At 68.8% G+C, this 21982-nt stretch carries 20 protein-coding genes; 16 read left to right on the top strand and 4 right to left on the bottom strand.

Features of this window, described 5'->3' with window-relative positions; genetic code table 11:
• Positions 1-3 precede the first annotated feature (3 nt).
• From N1032_RS11540 to N1032_RS11525, 4 genes are read right to left on the bottom strand one after another with little or no spacing between them, the layout of a single operon-like run.
• Positions 4-1137: a Gfo/Idh/MocA family protein gene (locus tag N1032_RS11540; RefSeq protein ID WP_259539242.1), complete on the bottom strand. Its 1134-nt coding sequence runs from the start codon at positions 1135-1137 to the stop codon at positions 4-6.
• On the bottom strand, positions 1134-2054 hold the full coding sequence (locus tag N1032_RS11535) for a sugar phosphate isomerase/epimerase family protein (RefSeq protein ID WP_259539241.1): 921 nt from the start codon (positions 2052-2054) through the stop codon (positions 1134-1136). Before N1032_RS11535 ends, N1032_RS11540 begins: the two co-directional genes overlap by 4 nt.
• A gap of 9 nt (positions 2055-2063) precedes the next feature.
• Complete coding sequence (locus N1032_RS11530) at positions 2064-3434, bottom strand: aminotransferase-like domain-containing protein (RefSeq protein ID WP_259539240.1); 1371 nt, start codon at positions 3432-3434, stop codon at positions 2064-2066.
• A gap of 15 nt (positions 3435-3449) precedes the next feature.
• Entirely contained in the window at positions 3450-3707 is a 258-nt protein-coding gene (locus tag N1032_RS11525; RefSeq protein WP_259539239.1) for a hypothetical protein, read from the bottom strand.
• Here N1032_RS11525 and N1032_RS11520 point away from each other — a divergent pair.
• The 16 genes from N1032_RS11520 (at position 3706) to nrdF (ending at position 21960) form a co-directional block, all read left to right on the top strand.
• Positions 3706-4761, top strand: coding sequence for a BMP family ABC transporter substrate-binding protein (locus tag N1032_RS11520; protein WP_259539238.1), 1056 nt, complete (start codon positions 3706-3708; stop codon positions 4759-4761). The two genes, N1032_RS11525 and N1032_RS11520, sit on opposite strands and share 2 nt — an antisense overlap.
• 150 nt (positions 4762-4911) lie before the next feature.
• Complete coding sequence (locus N1032_RS11515; RefSeq protein ID WP_259539237.1) at positions 4912-6501, top strand: ABC transporter ATP-binding protein; 1590 nt, start codon at positions 4912-4914, stop codon at positions 6499-6501.
• Positions 6498-7595 carry an ABC transporter permease gene (locus N1032_RS11510; protein ID WP_259539236.1) on the top strand — a complete coding sequence of 366 codons (1098 nt, stop codon included), beginning with the start codon at positions 6498-6500 and terminating at the stop codon, positions 7593-7595. The genes N1032_RS11515 and N1032_RS11510 overlap by 4 nt, the downstream gene beginning before the upstream one ends.
• The gene (locus N1032_RS11505) at positions 7592-8485 is read left to right on the top strand and encodes an ABC transporter permease (protein WP_259539235.1); all 894 of its coding nucleotides are present in this window, start codon (positions 7592-7594) and stop codon (positions 8483-8485) included. The genes N1032_RS11510 and N1032_RS11505 overlap by 4 nt, the downstream gene beginning before the upstream one ends.
• Before the next feature lie 3 nt (positions 8486-8488).
• Entirely contained in the window at positions 8489-10573 is a 2085-nt protein-coding gene (locus tag N1032_RS11500) for an oxidoreductase (protein ID WP_259539234.1), read from the top strand.
• Between the two features lie 84 nt (positions 10574-10657).
• Complete coding sequence (locus N1032_RS11495) at positions 10658-11599, top strand: nucleoside hydrolase (protein ID WP_259539233.1); 942 nt, start codon at positions 10658-10660, stop codon at positions 11597-11599.
• Complete coding sequence (locus tag N1032_RS11490) at positions 11596-12537, top strand: nucleoside hydrolase (RefSeq protein ID WP_259539232.1); 942 nt, start codon at positions 11596-11598, stop codon at positions 12535-12537. Before N1032_RS11495 ends, N1032_RS11490 begins: the two co-directional genes overlap by 4 nt.
• Entirely contained in the window at positions 12534-13742 is a 1209-nt protein-coding gene (locus N1032_RS11485; RefSeq protein ID WP_259539231.1) for a serine hydrolase domain-containing protein, read from the top strand. Before N1032_RS11490 ends, N1032_RS11485 begins: the two co-directional genes overlap by 4 nt.
• 33 nt (positions 13743-13775) lie before the next feature.
• Positions 13776-15185: a thymidine phosphorylase gene (locus N1032_RS11480; protein WP_259539230.1), complete on the top strand. Its 1410-nt coding sequence runs from the start codon at positions 13776-13778 to the stop codon at positions 15183-15185.
• A gap of 1 nt (position 15186) precedes the next feature.
• The gene (locus N1032_RS11475) at positions 15187-16029 is read left to right on the top strand and encodes an SDR family NAD(P)-dependent oxidoreductase (protein WP_259539229.1); all 843 of its coding nucleotides are present in this window, start codon (positions 15187-15189) and stop codon (positions 16027-16029) included.
• The gene (locus N1032_RS11470; RefSeq protein WP_259539228.1) at positions 16026-16499 is read left to right on the top strand and encodes a cupin domain-containing protein; all 474 of its coding nucleotides are present in this window, start codon (positions 16026-16028) and stop codon (positions 16497-16499) included. Before N1032_RS11475 ends, N1032_RS11470 begins: the two co-directional genes overlap by 4 nt.
• A gap of 14 nt (positions 16500-16513) precedes the next feature.
• Complete coding sequence (locus tag N1032_RS11465; RefSeq protein ID WP_259539227.1) at positions 16514-17758, top strand: alpha-amylase family protein; 1245 nt, start codon at positions 16514-16516, stop codon at positions 17756-17758.
• Positions 17759-18116: 358 nt separating this feature from the next.
• Positions 18117-18356 carry a glutaredoxin-like protein NrdH gene (gene nrdH, locus N1032_RS11460; RefSeq protein WP_066039368.1) on the top strand — a complete coding sequence of 80 codons (240 nt, stop codon included), beginning with the start codon at positions 18117-18119 and terminating at the stop codon, positions 18354-18356.
• 4 nt (positions 18357-18360) lie between these two features.
• Positions 18361-18765 carry a class Ib ribonucleoside-diphosphate reductase assembly flavoprotein NrdI gene (nrdI, locus tag N1032_RS11455; RefSeq protein ID WP_259539226.1) on the top strand — a complete coding sequence of 135 codons (405 nt, stop codon included), beginning with the start codon at positions 18361-18363 and terminating at the stop codon, positions 18763-18765.
• Positions 18750-20897, top strand: a complete 2148-nt coding sequence (gene nrdE / locus N1032_RS11450; protein WP_259539225.1) for a class 1b ribonucleoside-diphosphate reductase subunit alpha — start codon at positions 18750-18752, stop codon at positions 20895-20897. The genes nrdI and nrdE overlap by 16 nt, the downstream gene beginning before the upstream one ends.
• 82 nt (positions 20898-20979) lie before the next feature.
• Positions 20980-21960, top strand: a complete 981-nt coding sequence (nrdF, locus tag N1032_RS11445) for a class 1b ribonucleoside-diphosphate reductase subunit beta (protein WP_259539224.1) — start codon at positions 20980-20982, stop codon at positions 21958-21960.
• Positions 21961-21982 lie beyond the last annotated feature (22 nt).

Genomic DNA, 21982 nt, shown 5'->3' with positions numbered 1-21982 from the left:
AACTCATTTCTCGGTCGGAGGAGTAGAGGCGGGCGCGCCCGGCGGGAGCGCCTTGATGATGGCGACGGCGGTCTCGGTGTCGGCGAGCCCGCCGGCGAGCGAGGTGCGGGGCGCCGCGCCGGTGAGGATGCAGTCGGCGAAGTGCTCGAGCTCGTGCCGGAACGCCGACCCGAAACCGCCGGGCGCCACCGTGGTGGCGGGGCCGAGGTCGGTCGTCGAGCGCCGGGTGACGACCCCGCGCTCGTTGGGCAGGTAGGGGTAGGGGAAGTCGACGCGCAGGTCGACGTCGTCGCCGTTCACCTGCGCCCACTCGTCCCACCAGCCGTAGTTCGTGAAGATGCCGACCGTGAGCGTGCAGAGGATGCCGCGTTCCGTGTGCAGCACCGCGAACACCGTGTCGTCGCCCTGCGCCGACGCGAACTCCACCCGGTCGACGGCGCCGAACGCCGTGCGCAGCACCGCGAGGTCGTGGCTGCCCAGCATGAGCAGATTGTGCAGCAGCCCGTGCCGCTCCTCGTGATCGGGCCCGAGAGCGGCGCGCAATTGCGCCTCGACCCTCTGCCGGGTCTGCTCCATCAGGGCCGGGTCGAGATCGGTCGCGCGGCTCACGTCGAACACGCCGTGGTGCCGGTCGAACCGGCCGGCGAGATCGTGCACTGTCGCCGACCGGACGCGGCCGATGCCGGCGAGCTGCGACGCGAAGCTCTCGAACGCCTCGTCGTAGACCTTCATGTAGCCGACCAGGGCCACCACGTCGTGCCGCTCGGCGAGCTCGACGAGCTCCCGGGCCTCGTCGGGCGTGAACGCCACCGGCTTCTCGATCAGCACGTGCTTGCCCGCCGCGATCGCGTCGCGCGCCACCTCGCCGTGCTCGTAGGTCGCGACGATCACCGCGTCGACTTCGGGGTCGGCGAGCAGCTCGCGATGGTCGCGGTAGACGGATGCCACGCCGTAGGTCTCGGCCACGTGGCCGGCGTTCACCGCCGACAGGTCGCACACGGCGGCGATCGCGAACTCGGGCATCGCCCGCAGGTTCGGCAGATGCATCACCTGCGCGATCTCGCCGCACCCGATCACCCCGACCCGGATGGGGTGGTCGAGCGGTGTCGCGGGCGGCGGCGCGCCGGTGCCGCTCACCGGGCGGCCGCCGGATCGAGCACGAGCCCGAGCGATTCGAGGTAGGCGATGCTCTCGAGCGTCGACTGCTCCGCGGTCTTGTGCGAGGCATCCAGCTCGACGATCGCCGGCCCGGCATAGCCCTTCTCGACCAGCAACGCGGTGATGCCCGCGATGTCGACCGCGCCCGCGCCGAGCTCGCAGAACGCCTTGTAGCGCGCGTCGCCGACGAGCGAGTCGTCGACGAACGTGTCTTTCAGATGGATGTACTTCACCATGTCGTAGTAGTCGCGGATGATCGCGACCGGGTCGGAGTGCGTCTGCTGCAGGTGCGCGGAGTCGATGCAGAGCGCGGCCACGGAGAGGTCGAGGCGCTCCACGAGCCGGTCGAGCTGCTCCCTCGTCTCGACGAACGTGTCGAGGTGGGGGTGGTAGACGCTCTGGATGCCGAACTCGGCGCTCAGGGCGCACAGCTCGTTGAACGAGCGCCCGAAGGCGACGTAGTCGTCGTCGGTGTGCGGATGCCCGGCGACCGCAGGCACGCCACCGCCCACGACGAGATGGTGCGATCCGAAGCCCACCAGGATGCGCAGGATCGACTCGAAGTTCGCGAGCTCGAGCTCCCAGCTCGCCTGGTTGGTGTACTCGGCATTGACGTACAACGACGACAGCTGGATGCCGTGCTCCCGCTGCCCCCGCGAGAACTCGGCCAGCCGGTGCAGAAAACGCGTGTCGGTCAGCACGTTCACCGGGGGCCGCTGCCCGAGCCCCATGTACTGCCGGGTGTACTGATCGTCGAGGCTCGTCGAGGCCAGCACCTCGAACAACGGAAAGCCGAGGCCGGCCAGGAAGGCGATGGCGTCGGGGTTCGACTGGCCCGTGAGATCCCAGCTGTTGAGGTGGTAGCCGATGGGGAATCGCTGCGTTGCCGGGGGCACGGGGCTCCTTCAGTTGGTGAGCCGCGACGACTGCAGCGGCTGGGCGGTGTGGGCGATGAGCCCCGCGATGTGGTGCGCCTGCTCGACCGGCAGAGCCGAGGTGGTGACCCGGCAGAAGGCCGAAGAACTCCCCGAGACCTGGAAGGCGGAGCCCGTCGCGACACCGATGCCGTCCATGGCCAGCGACACCGCCGTGAGCTGCTCGTCGACCACCGGCACCCAGACGTTGAAGCCGTCGTCGCCGATGGTGCGGATGCCGTGGGCGGCCAGCGCGTCGACGAAGGCGACCCGGCGGTCGCGGTAGATCTGCCGCGCTCGGCGGAGGGTCTCGGAGGCCTCGGGGTTCGTGAGCAGGCGCGCCAGCATCACCTGCAGGATGCGGCTGCTCCAGGCCGACCCCATGTAACGCCGGGTGACGAGGTGCTGGATGAGCTCGGCCGAGCCGCCCACCGCGGCGAGGCGGAGGTCGGGCCCGTGCGACTTCGAGAAACCGTGGATGCGCACGACTTGCTCGGGCAGATGACCGGCGAGCGTCACGAGCGGAGCGTCGGAGACATCCCCGGCGCTGTCCTCTTCGACCACCACCATGTCGCTGCCGGTGATGATGCCGGCCAGCACGTCGCGGCGCTCGGCGGTGATGGCGACACCGGTGGGGTTCTGGGCGCGGGGCTGGAAGACGAAGGCCGTCGGGCGGCGCTCGAGCGCGACGCGCACCTCGGCGGGGCGCGGGCCCGAGGCATCCAGGGGGATGGGCACGACCCGCGCGCCGAGGAAGTCGAGGATGTGCCGGATGGGCGGGAAGGTCGGGTCGTCGATCAGCACGAAGTCGCCGGGGTTCACGATCGCCGTGAGGATGCGGTCGAGGGCATCGAGCGAGCCGTCGACGACCGTGAGCGCGGGCGGCACGTAGGCGGTGCCCCAGGTGTCACGGAGGGCGCTCTCGAGCTCGGGCGCCACGAGGTATTCGTGGTAGTTCGACTGCACGAGAACCGACGAGAGATCGCGCACCAGGTCGAACGACGGGAGCAGGGCCGTGTCGGGCGCACCGGTCGAGAGGTCGAGCCGCATCGGCTCGGTGCCCTTCTGGCGCCAGGTGTTGAAGGTGCGATAGGAGCGAGGCGAGATGATGCCGTTGGCGCTGAGCACGTAGGTGCCGCGACGGCCGTCGGTGGTGATGTAGCCGCCCGTGCGCAGGTCTTTCCAGGCTTCGTGCACCGTGGTGGGACTCATCGAGAGCTCGGATGCCAGCTCCCGCACCGTCGGCAGGATGTCGCCGGGCAGCAGGGTTCCGTCGTCGATCAGCGCCCGCAGCGCATCCGCCACGCCGGCCGCGGTGGGGAGCGGCACGCGGCTGAGGATGTGCTCTGCGGCGGTTTTCATTTCTCTGGAACTGTGTCACGCACGCGCCGCGCTCTGATTGTTCCGGTACAGAAGTTTACGCGGCTGTATCAAAACACTTCGAACCGCGTCGCCGCGAATCGCCTGATCAAAACCACTTTGCGAAATACCGCGCGAGCGATCTGGTACAGAGTTCACCGTTTGTTCAGAAACCAAGACGTAACGTGCGCGACGAATCGACCGAAACATCCGCCCCTTAGCTTCGGGAAGTGTCCGCACCACATTCATCCTCACACCCACCGGAGACACGTTCATGCGCACACCCCTGAAGCGGCTGACCAGGCCGCTCATCGCCCTCGCGGCGATCGGCATCCTCGCCGGCACCGCCGCCTGCTCGTCGTCGTCGAGCGGCGACACGAGCTCCACCGGGTCGGCCGCCGCCGAAGACGGCTCGATCATCTTCATCCACGACCAGGCGGCCGGTGACGGTTCGGTCACCGACAGCACCATCGCGGGCGTGGAAGACGCGGCCGACCAGCTCGGTTACACCTCGCAGGCCGTCTACGTCGCCGACCCGGCGAACTACGAGTCGACGCTGCGCAACGCCGCCGACAGCGGTGCGACCGTGATCGTGACCGAGTTCTTCCGCATCACCGACGCCACCAACCTCGTCGCGGCCGACTACCCCGACATTAAGTTCGTGCACCTCTACGCCGACCCCGAAGAACCGGCGATCTCGAACCTGCTCACGGTGTCGTACGACAGCTACCAGGTGCTCTTCCTCTCGGGCGTGATGGCGGCGACCTACAGCGACACCGGCAAGATCGGCATGGTGATGGGCGACACGCAGCCCATGATCGCGGCCGACTTCAACGCCTATGCCGCCGGCGCCGCGAGCGTCGACCCGAGCATCGAGGTGATCCCCGGTGTCGTCGGCAACTACGACGACGCGGCGAAGGCCCAGGAGGTGGCCAACCAGCTCTACGCGAGCGGTGTCGACGTCATCCAGACGGATGCCGGCGGAGCGGACAGCGGAACGGTCGCCGCCGCGATGCAGGAGCCGGGACGCTTCCTCATCGCGAGCACCCTCTCGGTGTTCGACACGGCGCCCGACCAGACGCTCGCCGTCGGCGGCCTCGAGTTCGGCCCCTCGGCCGTCGAGTCGATCATGGCCGTGCTCGAACCCGACTTCGAAGGCGGCCACAACGCGACCGGCATCGGTGAGGCGCTCAAGCTCACCGTCGCCGACCCGGCGCCCGGCGGCGCCGACGCGACCCGGTTCCAGGCGGCCGTCGACGCGGTCGACGCGGCCAGTGCCGGAGTGATCGACGGAACCACCGAGGTTCCCTTCGTCACCGAGATGCCGTAGCCGAGCACCCGAACACCCGGAACACCCTGGGGCGTCTGCGCCGTCCAGAACCGATCGGCGGCGCAGACGCCCGGCACCACTGGCACCACCCGCTCCACCCGCTCCACCCGCTCCACCGGGTTCCCGCCCCGTCACCGAAGAAGGACCACGATGGCCGACAACGCGATCACCTGCACGGGTGTCACCGTGCGCTTCGGCGACTTCGTCGCCCTCGACGACGTCTCGGTCGCCTTCGAGCGCGGCCGCATCCACGCCCTCGTGGGCCAGAACGGCGCCGGCAAGACCACCCTCGCCCGCGCGATCGCCGGTCTCGAGGCCGTCAGCGAGGGGTCGATCTCGTCGAACGGCGAGATCATCCCCAACGGCGACGTGATCGCGTCGCGCGAACGCGGCATCGAGATGGTGCATCAGAGCTTCGCCCTGCCGCCGTCGATGACCGTCGCCGAAGCCCTCGAATACGGCTCGACCGTCAAGGGCGGGCGCTCGTTCACCCGCCGCGGCCTCAACGCGCGGTGGCAGAAGTACCTCGACGCCTCCCGCGTCAGCGTCAGGGCGGGCGAGAAGCTCCGCAACCTGCCGGTCGAGACCATGCAGTCGATCGAGATCGCCCGGGCGCTCGCCGGCGACGCGCGCATCCTCATCCTCGACGAGCCCACGGCGGTGCTGCCGCCGGAATCCGTCGGCCGCCTGTTCGAACAGATCCGCCGCCTCAAGGCCGCCGGCGTCACGGTCATCATCGTGCTGCACAAGGTGCGCGAAGTGCTCGAGATCGCCGAGACCGTCACCGTGCTCAGGCGCGGCAAGCTCATCCTCGAGACGGTGGAGGCATCGGGCGTCAGCGTCGCCGACTTCACCGAGGCGATCATCGGCGGGTCGGATGCCGCGGCCGCCGGCGTCGCCCCGGGCACCTCGCCCGTGGCATCCGACGACCTCGCGGCCATCGGCCTCGACCTCGGCACCCACGCCGCGACGGAGTTCGTCGACACCGCCACCGGCGAGAGCCTCGTGCGCCTGGTCGGCGTGACGAGCGCGAGCAGCAGTGGCGGCCCCGGGCTACACGGCGTCGACCTCGAGCTCTTCGGCGGCCAGATCGTCGGGGTGGCCGGCGTCGAGGGCAACGGGCAGGTCGCGCTCGCCGAGACCATCGCCGGCCTCTCCGAGGTGCGCGACGGGCAGGTCGAGCTGATCGGCGAGTCGGCGACGCGCCTCGACCCGCTGCGGCGGCGCGGCCTCGGCCTTCGCATCATCCCGTTCGACCGCAACACCGAGGGGCTCAGCCGTTCGAGCCCCCTCTGGCAGAACTGGGCCATTCCTCTCCTGGTGGGCGCCCGCCGCCGCCGGGGCTACGTGCGCACCGGCGTGCTGCGCAAAGAGGCCGAGTCGGCGTTCCAGGAATGGGACGTGCGCTTCACGTCGGTGAACCAGAACGCCTCCGAGCTCTCGGGCGGCAACGCCCAGAAGGTCATCCTCGCCCGCGAGCTGGATGCCGACGCCCGCGTCATCATCGCCGCCCAGCCCACCCGCGGGCTCGACCTCGGTGCCGTGGAATTCGTCTGGCGGGCACTGCGCCGCGCGCGTGACTCGGGCGCGGCCGTTCTGCTCATCTCGAGCGACCTCGACGAGCTGATGGAGATCTGCGACCGCATCATCGTGGTCTATGCCGGCGGCATCGCGCTCGACACGGCCAGGCCCTTCCACATCGCCGAGATCGGCAGCGCCATGACGGGAGTCTCCGCATGAACCCCTATGTCGCCGTCGCGCTGCGCCGGCTCGCCCCGATCGTGCTGGCCCTGGTGCTCTTCGCCGTGCTGCTGCAGCTCATCGGCTACCAGGGCATCGAGGTGCTGCAAGACATCTTCAAGGGCTCGGTCGGCACGCCGAACGCCCTCGTGCAGACCCTGCGCTGGACCATCCCGCTCGTCATCATCGGCCTCGGCGCGGTGGTCAGCTTCCGCAGCGGCTTCTTCAACGTGGGCGGACTCGGCCAGTTCTATCTCGGCGCCATCGGCGCCACGAGCGTGGCGACGGCGATGCCCGACGGCCCGCCCGCCGTCGTGGTCACGCTCGCCGTTCTCGCCGGCATCGCGCTCGGCGCGGTGTGGTCGATCGTGCCCGGCATCCTGCGCATCGTGTTCGGCGCCGACGAGGTGATCACCACGATCATGGCCAACTTCGTGGCGCAGTACCTGCTGCTCTATCTGCTCGCCGGCCCGATGATGGACCGCTCGTCCGACACCGCCCAGGGCGCGGCCAGCGCGCCGATCGCCGACGACCTGCGCATCTCGACGAGCAACGGCCTGTCGCCCGTGACCCTCGGCGTCACCGTGGCCGTGATCGTCATCATCTGGCTGCTGCTGGCCCGCACGTCGTTCGGTGTGCTCTCCGGCATCGCCGGCCGCAACGGGGTGATGCTGCGCTGGCAGGGGGTTAAGGTCGGCCGCATCGGCCTCGTCGCGTTCGGTCTCAGCGGCGGTCTCGCCGGTCTCGCCGGCGCGCTGGAGATCATGGGCCCGAGCGGCAAACTCGTCACCGGCCTCTCGCCGCAGGTGGGCAACAACGCCATGCTCGTGGCCCTCGTGGCCGGCCTCGCCGTGTTCGGCTCGGTGGCCGCCGCGCTGTTCTTCGGGGCGCTCACGGCAGCGAGCCTCTTCCTGCCCGTGGCCGCCCAGCTGCCGGCATCCGCCATCGTGGTGCTGAACGGCTTCATCGCGATGCTGGTCACGGCCCAGTTGCGCCTGCCGCACTGGGCCACCCGACGACGACGGCCCACGCCGGGCGCCGCCGAGCCCGACCCCGTCGAACAGGTGCCGCTCGAACCGAAGGTGCTCTCATGATCGACGTCATCGCGGCGGTCTGGCAGTCCGCGACCCCTCTGGTGCTCGCCGCGCTCGCCGGAGCACTCGCCCAACGGGCCGGCATCTGGCACCTCGGCCTCGGCGGGCTGATGTCGATCGGCGCCATGCTGTCGGTCGTGCTCGCGAAGGAGACCGGCAACATCCCGATCGCCCTGATCGGAGCGTGCTTCGCCGCCACCGTCGTGTCGGCCCTGATGTGGTTCGTGATCGTCAAGCTCTCGGCCAACCCCATCATCGTCGGCATCGGCGTGAACGCCCTGGGGCTCGGCGGCACCATCCTCGGCATCGTCGCCATCTACGGCGCCGAGGGAACGGTGAAGTCGGATGTCGGCATCCCGCGGGTCTTCGACGCCGTTCCCGGCCCCGTCGGGCAGCTGTCGCTCATCGCCGTGGCGACGCCGTTCCTGGCCGTGCTCGTGTGGTGGTTCGTCTGCCGCACCCGCATCGGACTGCAGATCACGGCCACCGGCGACTTCCCGTTCGCGGCGAGGAGCGCCGGCATCTCGACCTCGCGCATGCGGCTCTACGCCCTGCTGCTCGGCGGCGTGCTCTGCGGCCTCTCGGGGGCGGAACTCTCGCTCGGCACCTTGCAGTCGTTCAGCCCGGGCATGGAGGCGGGCCGTGGCCTGATCGCGTTCGCCGCGGTCATCCTCGGGGCGGCGCATCCGCTCGGCTCGGTGGCCGCCGCCGTGTTCTTCGGCGCTGTGAACTACTTCGGCATCTGGGCCCAGCTCAACTGGCGCGGTGTCGTGCCGACCGAGTTCATGCTCATGCTGCCCTACATCGTGACCATCATCGCCGTCGTGATCACGGCCCGGGTGCGCGGCGCCTCGAAGTCGTTCAACCTCGTCGAGATGCGGGACGGCTAGCCGATGACCACACCGCTGCCGGCCGACCCGCCCGCACTCTCGTCGCCGTTGCGCATCGGCCGGCTCACGGTGCGCAACCGCATCATGCAGACCGCCCACTCGAAGCAGTACGCCGAGAACGGCGTCGAGTCCGATCGTGAGATCGCGTATTTCGTGCGCCGCGCCCAGGGCGGCGCCGGGCTCGTCGTCGCGGGCAACCACTTCGTTCACCCCACCGGGTCGATCCGTGGGTTCCAAGACGCCTTCCGGCCGGAGTCGGTGGCGCCCAGCCGGCGCCTCACCGACGCCGTGCACGAGGCGGGCGCGTCGATCTTCGTGCAGCTCAACCACCACGGCGCGCAGGCGATGCCCGAGGGGCCGGACGGCCCGCGCCCCGTGTATGCGCCCTCCCGGTTGCTCTCGCCGTCGACGGGGCACGCCACCCGCGCGGCGTCGGCCGCCGACATCCGGATGTTCGTGGAGGGCTGGGCGAAATCGGCCGCCATCGCGAAGCAGAGCGGGTTCGACGGCGTCGAAGTGCACATGGCGCACGGCTACCTGCTGCACCAGTTCCTCTCGCCGCTCTACAACGCCCGGCAGGACGAGTACGGCGGCGATGCCGTGGGGCGGTCGCGATTTCCGCGGGAGGTGCTGCGCGCGGTGCGCGCCGCCGTGGGGCCCGACTACCCGGTGGGCATCCGCATCGTCGCGAACGACTTCATGCCCGGAGGGCTCACCGCGGCCGACGCGCGCGAACTGATCGGCATCATCCACGCCGAGACGCCGGTCGACTTCCTCGACCTCGCGGCCGGCGGCTATCACAACGTGCACTACGTCTTCCCGTCGTCGGCGATGCCCGCCGCGTGGCTGCGCGACGAGGTGGCGGCGGTGAAGGCGGCCTTTCCCGACGTGCCCGTGTTCGGAGTCGGCGCCGCGCTGTCGGCGGAGGAGGCCGCCGAGGTCGTGCGCTCCGGTGTCGCCGACATGGTGGCGCTCACCCGCGGGCAGCTCGCCGACCCCGATCTGGCCCTCAAGCTGCAGCAGGGTCGCACCAGCGACATCACGCACTGCATCCGGCTCAACCAGGGATGTCTCGGGCGGGGCAGCATCGGGCTGCCCGTCGCCTGCACCGTAAACCCGGTGGCCGGCCGCGAGCGTGAGCGGTCGGTCGCCGCACGAGTTCCTGCGGCGCAGAGCTGGGTCGTCGTGGGCGGCGGACCGGCCGGCCTGCGGGCTGCCGCCGATCTGGCCGCGGCCGGGCATCGCGTGACCCTGTTCGAGCGGGAATCCCGACTCGGTGGGCAACTGCTCGCCGCGGCGCGCGTGCCCGGCCGGGAGAGCATCGGCCTGCTCGTCGCCGACCTCGTGCGCGACGTCGGGCGCGCCGGGGTCGACGTGCGCCTGGGTGCGGCCGTCGACGCGGCCGGACTCGCCGCCCTCGGGGCCGACGGCATCGTGGTGGCGACGGGTTCGCGCGCGGCCGGCGCCGGCACGTCGCTGACGTCGGGCGGCGCCCTGTCGATCGAGCTCGCGGGGCATCCGGCCCTCACCGACGCCGACGCGGCGCTGGAGTCGGCTCCCGGGGGAGCGGGCGAGGATGCCGGTGAGGGTGCGACCGGGCAGCGGATCGCCCTGATCGACGACGACGGAACGGCGTATGCCTCGGGAATCGCCCTGACCCTGTTGGGGCGAGGGCACGAGGTCGAGCTCGTGACGCCGTTCGAGACCGTGTTTCCGCACGTGCGCGCCAACTACGAGCGGCAACTGCTGATGGAGCGGCTGCACCGGCATCCGTTCGCCCACCACGTCGACTCGGTGGTGGAGGCGGTGGATCCGCCCTCGGAGGGCGGCGCCCGGTCGCTCGCCCTGCGCAACGCGAAGAGCGGCGCGACCACCACGATCGGCGGGTTCGACGCGATCGTGCTGGCGACCCCGCGCGAATCGGTGCCGTTCCCGACCGCGGGGGTGATCGACGACTCGCGCGTGCACGTCATCGGCGACGCGGTGTCGCCCCGCACGATCGACGCCGCAATCTTCGAGGCGTTCGAGCTCGCCTTCGCCGCCGGCACCGCGCCCGCCCCGGTGCCCGACGACATGCCCGCTCGCTGATTTCGACCCCGAGACCCGACCTCGACCTCGACCCCGACCCCCGACCCCGACTCCGACTCCGACGAAACGAAGGACGCCCGCACCATGCCCGGTCGCAAGATCATCATCGACACCGATCCCGGTCAAGACGATGCCGTCGCCATCCTGCTCGCGCTCGCGAGTGCCGAGCTCGACGTGCTCGGGCTCACCATCGTGGCCGGCAACGTCTCGCTGCACTACACGGTCGAAGCCGCCCGCAAGGTGGTCGAGCTCGCCGAGCGCACGGAGGTGCCGATCTATGCCGGGTGCAGCCGTCCGATCAGCAAACCGCTGGTGACCGCCGAGCACGTGCACGGCGCCACCGGCATCGACGGCGTCGACTTCGCCGACCCCACCGTGCCGGTGCAGTCGGAGCACGCGGTCGACTTCATCATCCGCACGCTGCGCGCCGAACCGGCCGGAGACGTCACCCTGGTGACGCTCGGGCCGCTGACCAACATCGGCCTGGCGCTCGTCAAGGCGCCCGACATCGCGCCGCGCGTGCGCGAGATCGTCGCCATCATGGGGTCGTTGCACCAGGGCGGCAACATCACGCCCCTCGGCGACTTCAACACCTACGTCGATCCCGAAGCCGCCGACCTGGTGCTGCAGAGCGGCATCCCGATCGTGATGGTGCCGATGGACATCACGCACCAGGTGCTCAACACCCGGGAGCGCCTCGACGCCTGGCGGGCCACGGGCACCCGCTGCGGCGCCGCGGCGGCCGACCTGATGCAGTTCTCGGAGGCCTTCGACCTCGAGAAGTACGGCTGGGGCGCGGCGCCGCTGCACGACCCGTGCGCGATCGTCTACCTGCTGGCGCCCGAACTCTTCAGCGGGCGCACGATCAACGTGCGGGTCTCGACCGACGGCACGGTCTCGACCGGAATGACGGTGGTCGACTGGTGGCGGGTGAGCGGTCGTGAGCCCAACTGCGACTACCTGCTGGAGGTCGACGTGCCCGCCCTCTACGACCTGATGACCGAGAGATTGGCGCTGCTGCCGTGACCCGCACCACTGTGATCGTGACCGATCCCGGGCAAGACCAGGCGGCCGCCATCTTCGCCGCCCTCGCCGCCCCCGACGAGTTCGACGTGGTGGCCGTCATCGCGTCGGCCGGCAACATCGACCTCGATCAGACCGTGGTGAACTGCCTCGCGCTGCTCGAGCTGGCGGGGCGCCCCGACATCCCCGTCTTCGCCGGCTGCCCGCGGCCGCTCGCCCGGCCCCTCGTCACCGCCGAGCACGTGCACGGGCCCACCGGACTCGACGGCGCCGACCTCCCCGCGCCCACCATCGCCGTGCAGTCCGAGCACGGTGTCGACGCGCTCATCCGCATCCTGCGGGCGGCGGATGAGACCTCGGTCACGATCCTCTCGCTGTCGCCGCTCACCACGATCGCCACCGCGTTCGTGCAAGACCCCTCGATCGTGACGAAGATCGAACGCATCGTCGCCATGGCGGGCGCCTACTTCGAGGGCGGCAACATCACCCCGGCCGCCGAGTTCAACGTCTACGTCGACCCGCACGCCGCCGCGATCGTGTTCGACTCCGGTGCGCCGCTCGTCGTGCTGCCGCTCGACGTGACCCACAAGATGCTCTCGACCCGGGAGCGGCTCGACGGCTTCTCGGCCACCGGAACGGCCTGCGGCCAGGCCATCGACGGCATGCTCACCTTCTCGGAGTCGTTCGATCTGCAGAAGTACGGCTGGCACGGCGCGCCCCTGCACGGTCCGTGCGTTCCTCTTTATGTGCTCCACCCCGAGATGTTCAGCGGGCGGGAGGTCAGCATCCGGGTCGAGACGGTGAGCGAGGTCGCGATGGGCACGACCTCGGTGGACTGGTGGCACGTGACGGATGAACCGGTCAACGCGTTCTACGTCGCCGACGGCGATGCCGACGCGTTCTACCGGGTGCTGACCGACCTCTACGCGAGGCTCCCGTGACGGCCGTGGAGGCTTCGCGGGAGGCGACGATAGCCGCGCCCGCCGACGAGGTGGCCGCTACGGCGCACGCGGATGCCTACGCGGTCTCGGGCACGGCGCATCCGCGGTTCGCCGGCGTGCTCGAGGCCATCGAGCGCAATCTGCGCACGGGCGACGACCTCGGCTGCTCGGTCGCCGTCTACCAGCACGGCGAACCGGTGGTCGACGCCTGGGCCGGGGTCACGACCGCGGGCGCTCCGCTGCCGGGCGATGCGGTGCATCCGCTGTTCTCGATCAGCAAGGCCCTGGTGGGATTCTGCGTGGCCCGCCTCGTCGACGACGGGGAGCTGTCGCTCGACGAGCGGGTGGCGCACTACTGGCCGGAGTTCGCCGCGGCGGGCAAGGGATCGGTGACCGTCGCTCAGCTGCTGGCCCACCAGGCCGGACTGCCCGGCTTCGACGAGCCGATGACGCTCGACCGTCTCGCCGACTGGCACGACTGCGTCGCTCTGCTCGCCTCGCAGACACCCCGCTGGGCTCCGGGCACCGCGCACGGCTATCACGCGCTCACCGTGGGCTACCTCGCGGGTGAGGTGATCCGGCGCATCACCGGCACGACCGTCGGCACCTACTTCCGTCGCCAGTTCGCCGAGCCGCTCGGCCTTCGGGCCTGGATCGGCCTTCCGGAGGCCGAGATCGCGCACGTGCAACGCACCGCCGAGCCGTTCGCCACCCCGGGCGTGGGCGACGCGTTCGGCGTGGCCCTCGCCGATCGGTCGAGCGACACCACGGCGGCGTTCGCGAACCCTCCGGTCTCGGCGACGATGTTCAACGACGGGTCGCTGTTCGCTCGCGAGATGCCGGCCGCGAACGGGGTGGCGGATGCCCGCTCCCTCGCCCGGCTGATGTCGGTGGCCGTCGACGGACCACTGCGCGCGCTCACGCCCGAGACGGTCTCGCTCGTCAGCTCGGCCCGCACCACCGGTTACGACCGCGTGCTCGTGGGTCAGCGCTCGCGGTTCGGCGCGCTGTTCTTCGTGACCACGCCCGACGAACCGATGCTCGGGCGCCGCTCGTTCGGGCACAACGGCTTCGGGGGAGGGCTGGCCTTCGTCGACCCGGAGTCGGGCATCGCCTTCGCATACCTCGGCAACCGGCCGAATCTCGACCCCAACCCGCACTCGCGCGTCTCGCGCCTCATCGAGGCGGTGCGGGACTCGCTCTGAGCCCCGCCGCGCACAACCACGAAAGGCGACCACGTGTTCCAGCCCCAGGAGTTCTTGAGAAAGAAGCGTGACGGCGAAGAGCTGTCGACCGACGACATCCGCGCGTTCATCGACGGCATCGGAACCGGGGTCGTCGGCGAGGCGCAGATCGGCGCCTACACGATGGCCACCTACCTCAACGGCATGACGACCCGCGAGATCGTCGACCTGGTCATGGCGATGCGCGACTCGGGCACCGTCGCCGACTGGAGCGCGGCCGGCATCGATCCGGCACGGGTGATCGAGAAGCACTCGTCGGGCGGGGTCGGCGACGAGAAGATCACGCTGCTGGTGGTGCCGATCGTGGCTTCGGCGGGCGTGTTCATTCCGAACATGTCGGCCTGGGGTCTCGACTACTGCCCGGGCGAGATCGACATGCTCGACTCGGTGCCGGGCTACGACGGGGCTCCGAGCGTGCAGTCGTTCGTCGACACCGTGGTGCGCACCGGCGGCGCCATCATCGGGCCGAGCCCCGAACTCGCGCCCGCCGACGGCACCATCTTCAAGGTGCGCGACACCACGGCCACGGTGGAATCGGTGGCGCTCATCACCGGCTCGATCATGTCGAAGAAGCTCGCGGCCAACCCCTCGGGCGTCGTGATCTCGGTCGGCTGCGGCGACGGCGCCTTCATGCACACGCTCGATCGGGCACGTGAGCTGGCGAACTCGATGTCGAACGTGGCATCCGGCGCCGGCATCCCGAGCGTGATCATGATCACGGAACTCAATTCGGTGCTCGGCACCACCGTGGGCAGTGCCGTCGAGATGATCGAGACCGTCGACTTCCTCACCGGAGCCGAGCGCGACCCGCGAGTGCTCGAGCTGGTGCTCGAGCTGACCTCCGAGATCATCGTGATGGCCGGGCTCGCGAGCGACCTCGCCGCGGGGCGTGCCATCGCGCTCGACGAACTCACCAGCGGGCGGGCGGCCGAGAGGTTCGGCCGCATCCTGGCCGCGCAGGGGTGCCCGGCCGACTTCGTCGAGCGGGCGCGAGACTACCTGCCGGTGGCGGCCGTGATCCGGCCGGTGTTCGCCTCGGGCACGGACGCGGGCTCGGGCACTGGCTCGGACGCGGGCTCGGGCTCGGGCACGGGCTTCGTGGAGTGGATGGACACCACCGACATCGGGCTGACCCTCGTGGAGCTCGGCGGCGGGCGGCAGAAGCCCGAGGACGACATCGACTTCACGGTGGGTTTCAGCGAGTTCGTGCAACTCGGCGACGAGGTGTCGCCCGAGCGCGCGCTCTGCGTGGTGCATGCCCGCACGGAGGACGAGTGGCAGCGGGCCGCCGCGCGAATCCGGGCGGATGTGCGGGTGGTCGCGAACCCGGCCCCGGGCGCGCTGCCGATCATCATCGAGAAGATCGCCGGGGCGCCGGCATCCGGGGCCGGGGCGGCCGCCTGAGATGGCCGAGCTCACGCGCTACGGCCGCCTCACACCGATGCCGGTTCCCGAGCTGCCCGTCTTCGCCGTGCACGCGGGGCGCTCGTTCGTGGTCACCGGCGCGTCGACCGGCATCGGGCGGGCCACCGCCGAACTGCTCGCCGCCGAGGGAGCGCGCGTGGTGATCACCGAGCTGCCGCACGCCCTGCCCGCCGCGCAGGAGGTGGCCGATCGACTCGGCGGAACAGCCGCGGGCGTGCACGTGGTGCCGATGGATCTGGCCGACCCGGCGTCGATCCCCGAGGGCGTCGCGCGCTCGGTCGGTCTGCTCGGCCGCGTCGACGGCTGGGTCAACAACGCGGCGATCGTGCGCATCCGCTCGGCCTTCGACCACACACCGGCCGACTGGCAGGCGCAGTTCGACGTGAACGTCTTCGGCACCTTCGAGGCCACCCGGCTGATCGGCGAGCACCTCGCCGGGGCGGGCGGTGGCAGCGTCGTGAACGTCGCCTCCGATTCGGGCAAGAAGGGCCACCCCGACATGGTGGCCTACAACGCCACCAAGGCCGCCGTGATCAACCTCACCCGCTCTCTGGCCGAGGAGTGGGCGCCGCTCGGCATCTCGGTCAACTGCGTCTGCCCGGGCGGCGTCGACACCCCGATGCTCGATCAGGTCGCCGACACGTTCGCGGGTTTCACCGGCGGTGACCGCGACGACATCTTCGCGTCGATGGCGAACGAGCAGCTCGGCCGCCACGTCGCGCCGGTGGAGGTCGCGCGGGTCATCTCGTTCCTGTTGTCGGGCGCGGCGTCGGCCGTGCGCGGCCAGGCGATCAACGTCGACGGAGGGGTGCTGGCCTCGTGACCGCGAACGATGCGGCCGAGGCGTTGACGGCCGCGCGCATCACGGAGCTCCTCGGCATGCGCCCTCTGCCGGTGGAGGGCGGCATGCTGGCGCAGACCTGGCAGGACGAGACGTCGTCGGCCATCACCTTTCTGCTCGAGGCGCCCGACTACTCGGGGCTGCACGTGCTGCCGCACGTGGAGATCTGGTTCTATCACGGTGGTGCCCCGACCGAGATGCTGCTGCTCCATCCCGATGGACGCGTCGAGCAACCGGTGCTCGGGCTCGACCTCGCGGCGGGCCAGCGACCCCAGGTCGCGGTGCCGCCGGGCGTGTGGGTGGCCGCCGAACCACTCGGCGAGTGGTCGCTGCTCGGCACCTACATGTCGCCGCCCTACGTGGAGCACGAGGTGGTGTTCGCGGTGGCGGCCGAGCTCGCCGCCCGCTACCCCCGGGCCGCCGCCCGCATCGAGCGCGTCAGCCGCTTCTGAGGCGATAATGGCGTGTGACGAACTCGTGGGTTGAGCACGCGATCTGGTGGCACGTCTACCCGCTCGGATTCCTCGGCGCCGACACCACGGGCGCCGACCGCCGCCTCGAACACCGGATGCCGCGGCTCGAGCGCTGGTTCGACCACCTCACCCGGCTCGGAGCGAACGGGCTAGCGCTCGGCCCGATCTTCGACTCCGGCTCCCACGGCTACGACACCATCGATCATTTCGCCATCGACCCCCGCCTGGGCGATGAGGCCGATTTCGCGGAGTTCATCGAGAAGGCCCACGCCCGCGGCATCCGGGTGCTGCTCGACGGGGTGTTCAATCACGTCGGTCGTGGGTTCGCGCCGCTGAAGCGGGCGGAGGCGGATGCCGCCGCGCCCGAGAACGCCTGGTTCCGCCGCGCGGCCGACGGCTCGTTCGAGAACTTCGAGGGGCACGACGCCCTGGTGGCGCTGAACCACGACGAGCCCGCCGTGGCCGACTACGTGGTGTCGGTGATGAACCACTGGCTGGCGCTCGGCGCCGACGGCTGGCGGCTCGATGCCGCCTACTCCACCCCGGCCGCCTTCTGGCGCTCGGTGCTGCCGCGGGTGCGGGCCGAGCATCCGCACGCCTACGTGTTCGGAGAGGTGCTGCACGGCGACTACGTCGAGTTCGTCGAGGCCAGCGGGCTCGACAGCGTCACCCAGTACGAGCTGTGGAAGGCCATCTGGAGCTCGATCGAGTCGGGCAACTTCTTCGAGCTCGACTGGGCGCTGCAGCGGCACGCGGGCTTTCTCGAGACCTTCGTGCCCTACACCTTCGTGGGCAACCACGACGTGACGCGCCTGGCCGACCAGGTGACGGATGCGCGGCACCACGCCCACGCGCTCGTCGTGCTGATGACGGTGGGCGGCACCCCGGCCGTCTACTACGGCGACGAGATCGGGTTGCACGGGGTGAAGGAGGAGCGCGCCGGCGGTGACGACGCGATCCGGCCGGCGTATCCGGTCGCGCCCACGGCCGACTGGCCGGGCGAGGAGGGCCGGGAGGTGTTCGAGCTGCATCAGCGGCTGATCGGCGTGCGGCGGCGGCATCCGTGGCTCCACCGCGCGACCACGAACACGCTCTCGCTCAGCAACCTCGGCTACGTCTACGAGGTGTCGGCGGGCCCCGGCGAGCGACTCGTGGTGGGCCTCAACCTGAGCGACGAGCCGCTCGTGGCGGCCGGCGTCACGCTCGCGCCGCACGACTGGGTGATCGTCGGGGAGTGACACGCCGGTGGCGGGCGGCGACACGCCCGACACGCCGGATGTCGGTGGCGAAAGTTATCCTCAGACCAACAGCCGGCTTCTCTCCACAGGCGCGGCAGAACCGCCGGATTTTCGCCGTTCTGGCTGTGGATGAACAGTCACGAAAAGCTGTGCACAGGTGTGGATGGCCTGTGGATAATTACACCGGTGTAACACTTCATCTAGGGGTACTCGATATCGAGAACAACTAGATGTAGTATTGAACTCCCGGCGCTGAGAGGCCACAGAAGTGTGGACGATCATCCAGATCTGCAGAGATCCGGCCAGGAAACCACTGCTCTTTCAACATTTTCTTTCTCACGAGAAAGGTGCATTCCTTATGGCAATCACGGTCTACACGAAGCCCTCCTGCGTTCAGTGCACGGCAACCTATCGCGCCCTCGAGAACAAGGGCCTCGAGTTCGAGATCTTCGACCTCTCGGTCGACGAGAAGGCTCTCGAAACCGTCAAAGAACTCGGCTACCTCCAGGCTCCGGTCGTCATGACCTCCGAGGGTGACCACTGGTCGGGCTTCCGCCCCGACAAGATCGAAGAGCTCGCGCGCCTCGCCGCGAGCTAGGTTCGTGTCCGACGACCTCGTCTACTTCTCGAGTGTCTCCGGAAACACCCGCCGCTTCGTCGAGTCGCTCGATCGACCGGCGTCGCGCATCCCGATCTACTCCCGAGAAGAACGGCTCACGGCGACCAAGCCCTACGTGCTCGTGCTCCCCACCTATGGGGGCGGCGGCATGGGCGGGGCCGTTCCCAAACAGGTGATCCATTTTCTCAACGACGAGCAGAACAGATCATTCATCCGGGGCGTCATCGCCGCGGGCAACACCAATTTCGGCGAGGCCTACTGCCTTGCGGGCGATATCGTCGCGCGCAAGACACAGGTTCCGCTGCTCTATCGATTCGAAGTATTCGGAACCCCGGATGACCGCGAGGCCGTCCAGATTGGATTGGACAGACTGTGGAAGCAACTCTGATCGACGCCCCCACCGCGGCGCCGGCGCTCGACTACCACTCGCTCAACGCGATGTTGAACCTCTATGACGAGAACGGGCTGATCCAGTTCGACAAAGACAAAGAGGCCGCGAAGCAGTACTTCCTGCAGCACGTCAACCAGAACACCGTCTTCTTCCACAACCTGAAGGAGCGCCTCGACTACCTGGTCGAGAAGGAGTACTACGAGAAGGAGGTGCTCGATCAGTACTCGTTCGAGTTCATCCAGCAGCTCAACGACCTCGCCTACTCGAAGAAGTTCCGCTTCGACACCTTCCTCGGCGCGTTCAAGTACTACACCTCCTACACACTGAAGACCTTCGACGGCAAGCGCTACCTCGAGCGCTTCGAAGACCGCGTGGTGATGACGGCCCTCGGCCTCGCCCAGGGCGACGAGACGCTCGCCACCAACCTGGTCGAAGAGATCATCGGCGGCCGCTTCCAGCCGGCAACCCCCACCTTCCTCAACACGGGCAAGGCGCAGCGCGGCGAGCTCGTGTCGTGCTTCCTGCTGCGCATCGAAGACAACATGGAGTCGATCGCCCGCGGCATCAACTCGGCGCTGCAGCTCTCGAAGCGCGGCGGCGGCGTGGCCCTGCTGCTCTCGAACATCCGTGAGGCCGGCGCGCCGATCAAGCAGATCGAGAACCAGTCGTCGGGCATCATCCCCGTCATGAAGCTGCTCGAAGACAGCTTCAGCTACGCCAACCAGCTCGGCGCCCGTCAGGGCGCGGGTGCGGTGTACCTCTCGGCGCACCACCCCGACATCATGAAGTTCCTCGACACCAAGCGCGAGAACGCCGATGAGAAGATCCGCATCAAGACGCTGTCGCTCGGCGTCGTGGTGCCCGACATCACCTTCGAGCTCGCGAAGAACGACGAAGACATGTACCTCTTCTCGCCCTACGACGTCGAGAAGGTCTACGGCCTGCCGTTCGGCGACATCTCGGTCACCGAGAAATACCGCGAGATGGTCGACGACCCGCGCATCCGCAAGACCAAGATCAAGGCGCGCGAGTTCTTTCAGACCCTCGCCGAGATCCAGTTCGAGTCGGGCTACCCGTACATCATGTACGAAGACACCGTCAACAAGGCGAACCCCATCAAGGGCCGCATCAACATGTCGAACCTGTGCTCCGAGATCCTCCAGGTCAACACGCCGACGACCTACAACGAAGACCTCTCCTACGCGGCCATCGGCAAAGACATCTCGTGCAACCTGGGCTCGCTGAACATCGCGCTCACCATGGACTCGCCCGACTTCGGCCGCACCGTCGAGACCGCCATCCGCGGCCTCACCTCGGTGTCGAACCAGTCGCACATCGCGTCGGTGCGCTCGATCGAAGACGGCAACGACAAGTCGCACGCCATCGGCCTCGGCCAGATGAACCTGCACGGCTACCTCGCCCGTGAGCGCGTCTTCTACGGGTCGGAAGAGGGGGTCGACTTCACGAACATCTACTTCTACACCGTGCTGTTCCACGCCCTGCGTGCCTCGAACCAGATCGCGATCGAGCGCTCCGAGCGCTTCGACGGCTTCGAAGACAGCACCTACGCATCCGGTGAGTTCTTCGACAAGTACACGGATGTCGCGTGGGAGCCCGCCACGGCACGTGTCGCCGGTCTCTTCGCCGACTCGGGCATCCACATCCCGACCCAGTCCGACTGGCTCGAGCTGAAGGCATCCATCCAGCAGCACGGCATCTACAACCAGAACCTGCAGGCCGTGCCGCCGACCGGATCGATCTCGTACATCAACAACTCGACCTCGTCGATCCACCCGGTGGCGTCGAAGATCGAGATCCGCAAAGAGGGCAAGATCGGCCGCGTCTACTACCCGGCGCCGTTCCTCACGAACGACAACCTCGAGTACTACGACGACGCCTACGAGATCGGTGCCGAGAAGATCATCGACACCTACGCCGCGGCCACGCAGCACGTCGACCAGGGTCTCTCGCTGACTTTGTTCTTCAAAGACACCGCGACCACGCGCGACATCAACAAGGCGCAGATCTACGCCTGGCGCAAGGGCATCAAGACGATCTACTACATCCGCCTGCGCCAGCTCGCGCTCGAGGGCACGGAGATCGACGGCTGCGTCAGCTGCATGCTCTAGCCCCCCTCCGCCGAGTTGCGCCAAATGGCCGCTCGGGCCCCGCTGAAGCGGCCATTTGGCGCAACTCGACGAAAGAAAAGACATGACTCCCTCTGAGCCCCTCAAATTGCTCAATAAAGTGCAGGCGATCAACTGGAACCGCATCCAAGACGACAAAGACGTCGAGGTGTGGAACCGGCTGGTGAACAACTTCTGGCTGCCCGAGAAGGTGCCGCTGTCGAACGACGTGCAGTCGTGGGCCACGCTCACGCCGGCCGAGCAGACGCTCACCATGCGCGTGTTCACGGGGCTCACCCTGCTCGACACCATCCAGGGCACCGTGGGCGCCGTGTCGCTCATCCCGGATTCCCTGACGCCGCACGAGGAGGCCGTCTACACGAACATCGCGTTCATGGAGTCGGTGCACGCCAAGTCGTACTCGTCGATCTTCTCGACCCTGTCGAACACCAAAGACATCGACGAGGCGTTCCGCTGGTCGACCGAGAACCCGAACCTTCAGAAGAAGGCCTCGATCGTTCTCGACTACTACCACGGCGACGAGCCGCTGAAGCGCAAGGTGGCTTCGACGCTGCTGGAATCGTTCCTGTTCTACAGCGGTTTCTACCTGCCGATGTACTGGTCGTCGCGGGCGAAACTCACGAACACGGCCGACCTCATCCGCCTCATCATCCGCGACGAGGCCGTGCACGGCTACTACATCGGCTACAAGTTCCAGCGCGGGCTCGAGCTCGTCGACCAGGCCAAGCGCGACGAGATCAAGGACTACACGTTCTCGCTCATGTATGACCTCTATGAGAACGAGGTGCAGTACACGCAAGACCTCTACGACGAGGTCGGTCTCACCGAAGACGTCAAGAAGTTCTTGCACTACAACGCGAACAAGGCGCTGATGAACCTCGGCTACGAGCCGATGTTCCCGAAGTCGGTGACGGATGTGAACCCCGCCATCCTCTCGGCCCTCTCGCCGAACGCCGACGAGAACCACGACTTCTTCTCGGGGTCGGGCTCGTCGTACGTCATCGGCAAGGCGGTCAACACCGAAGACGAGGACTGGGACTTCTAGCTGCTGGTTAGCGGATGCCGAA

It is taken from the genome of Herbiconiux daphne (assembly GCF_024979295.1).
GTDB classification, from domain to species: domain Bacteria; phylum Actinomycetota; class Actinomycetes; order Actinomycetales; family Microbacteriaceae; genus Herbiconiux; species Herbiconiux daphnes.
Note: the sequence above shows the minus strand (reverse complement) of the source record. Positions and strands in the feature narration are given on the sequence as shown.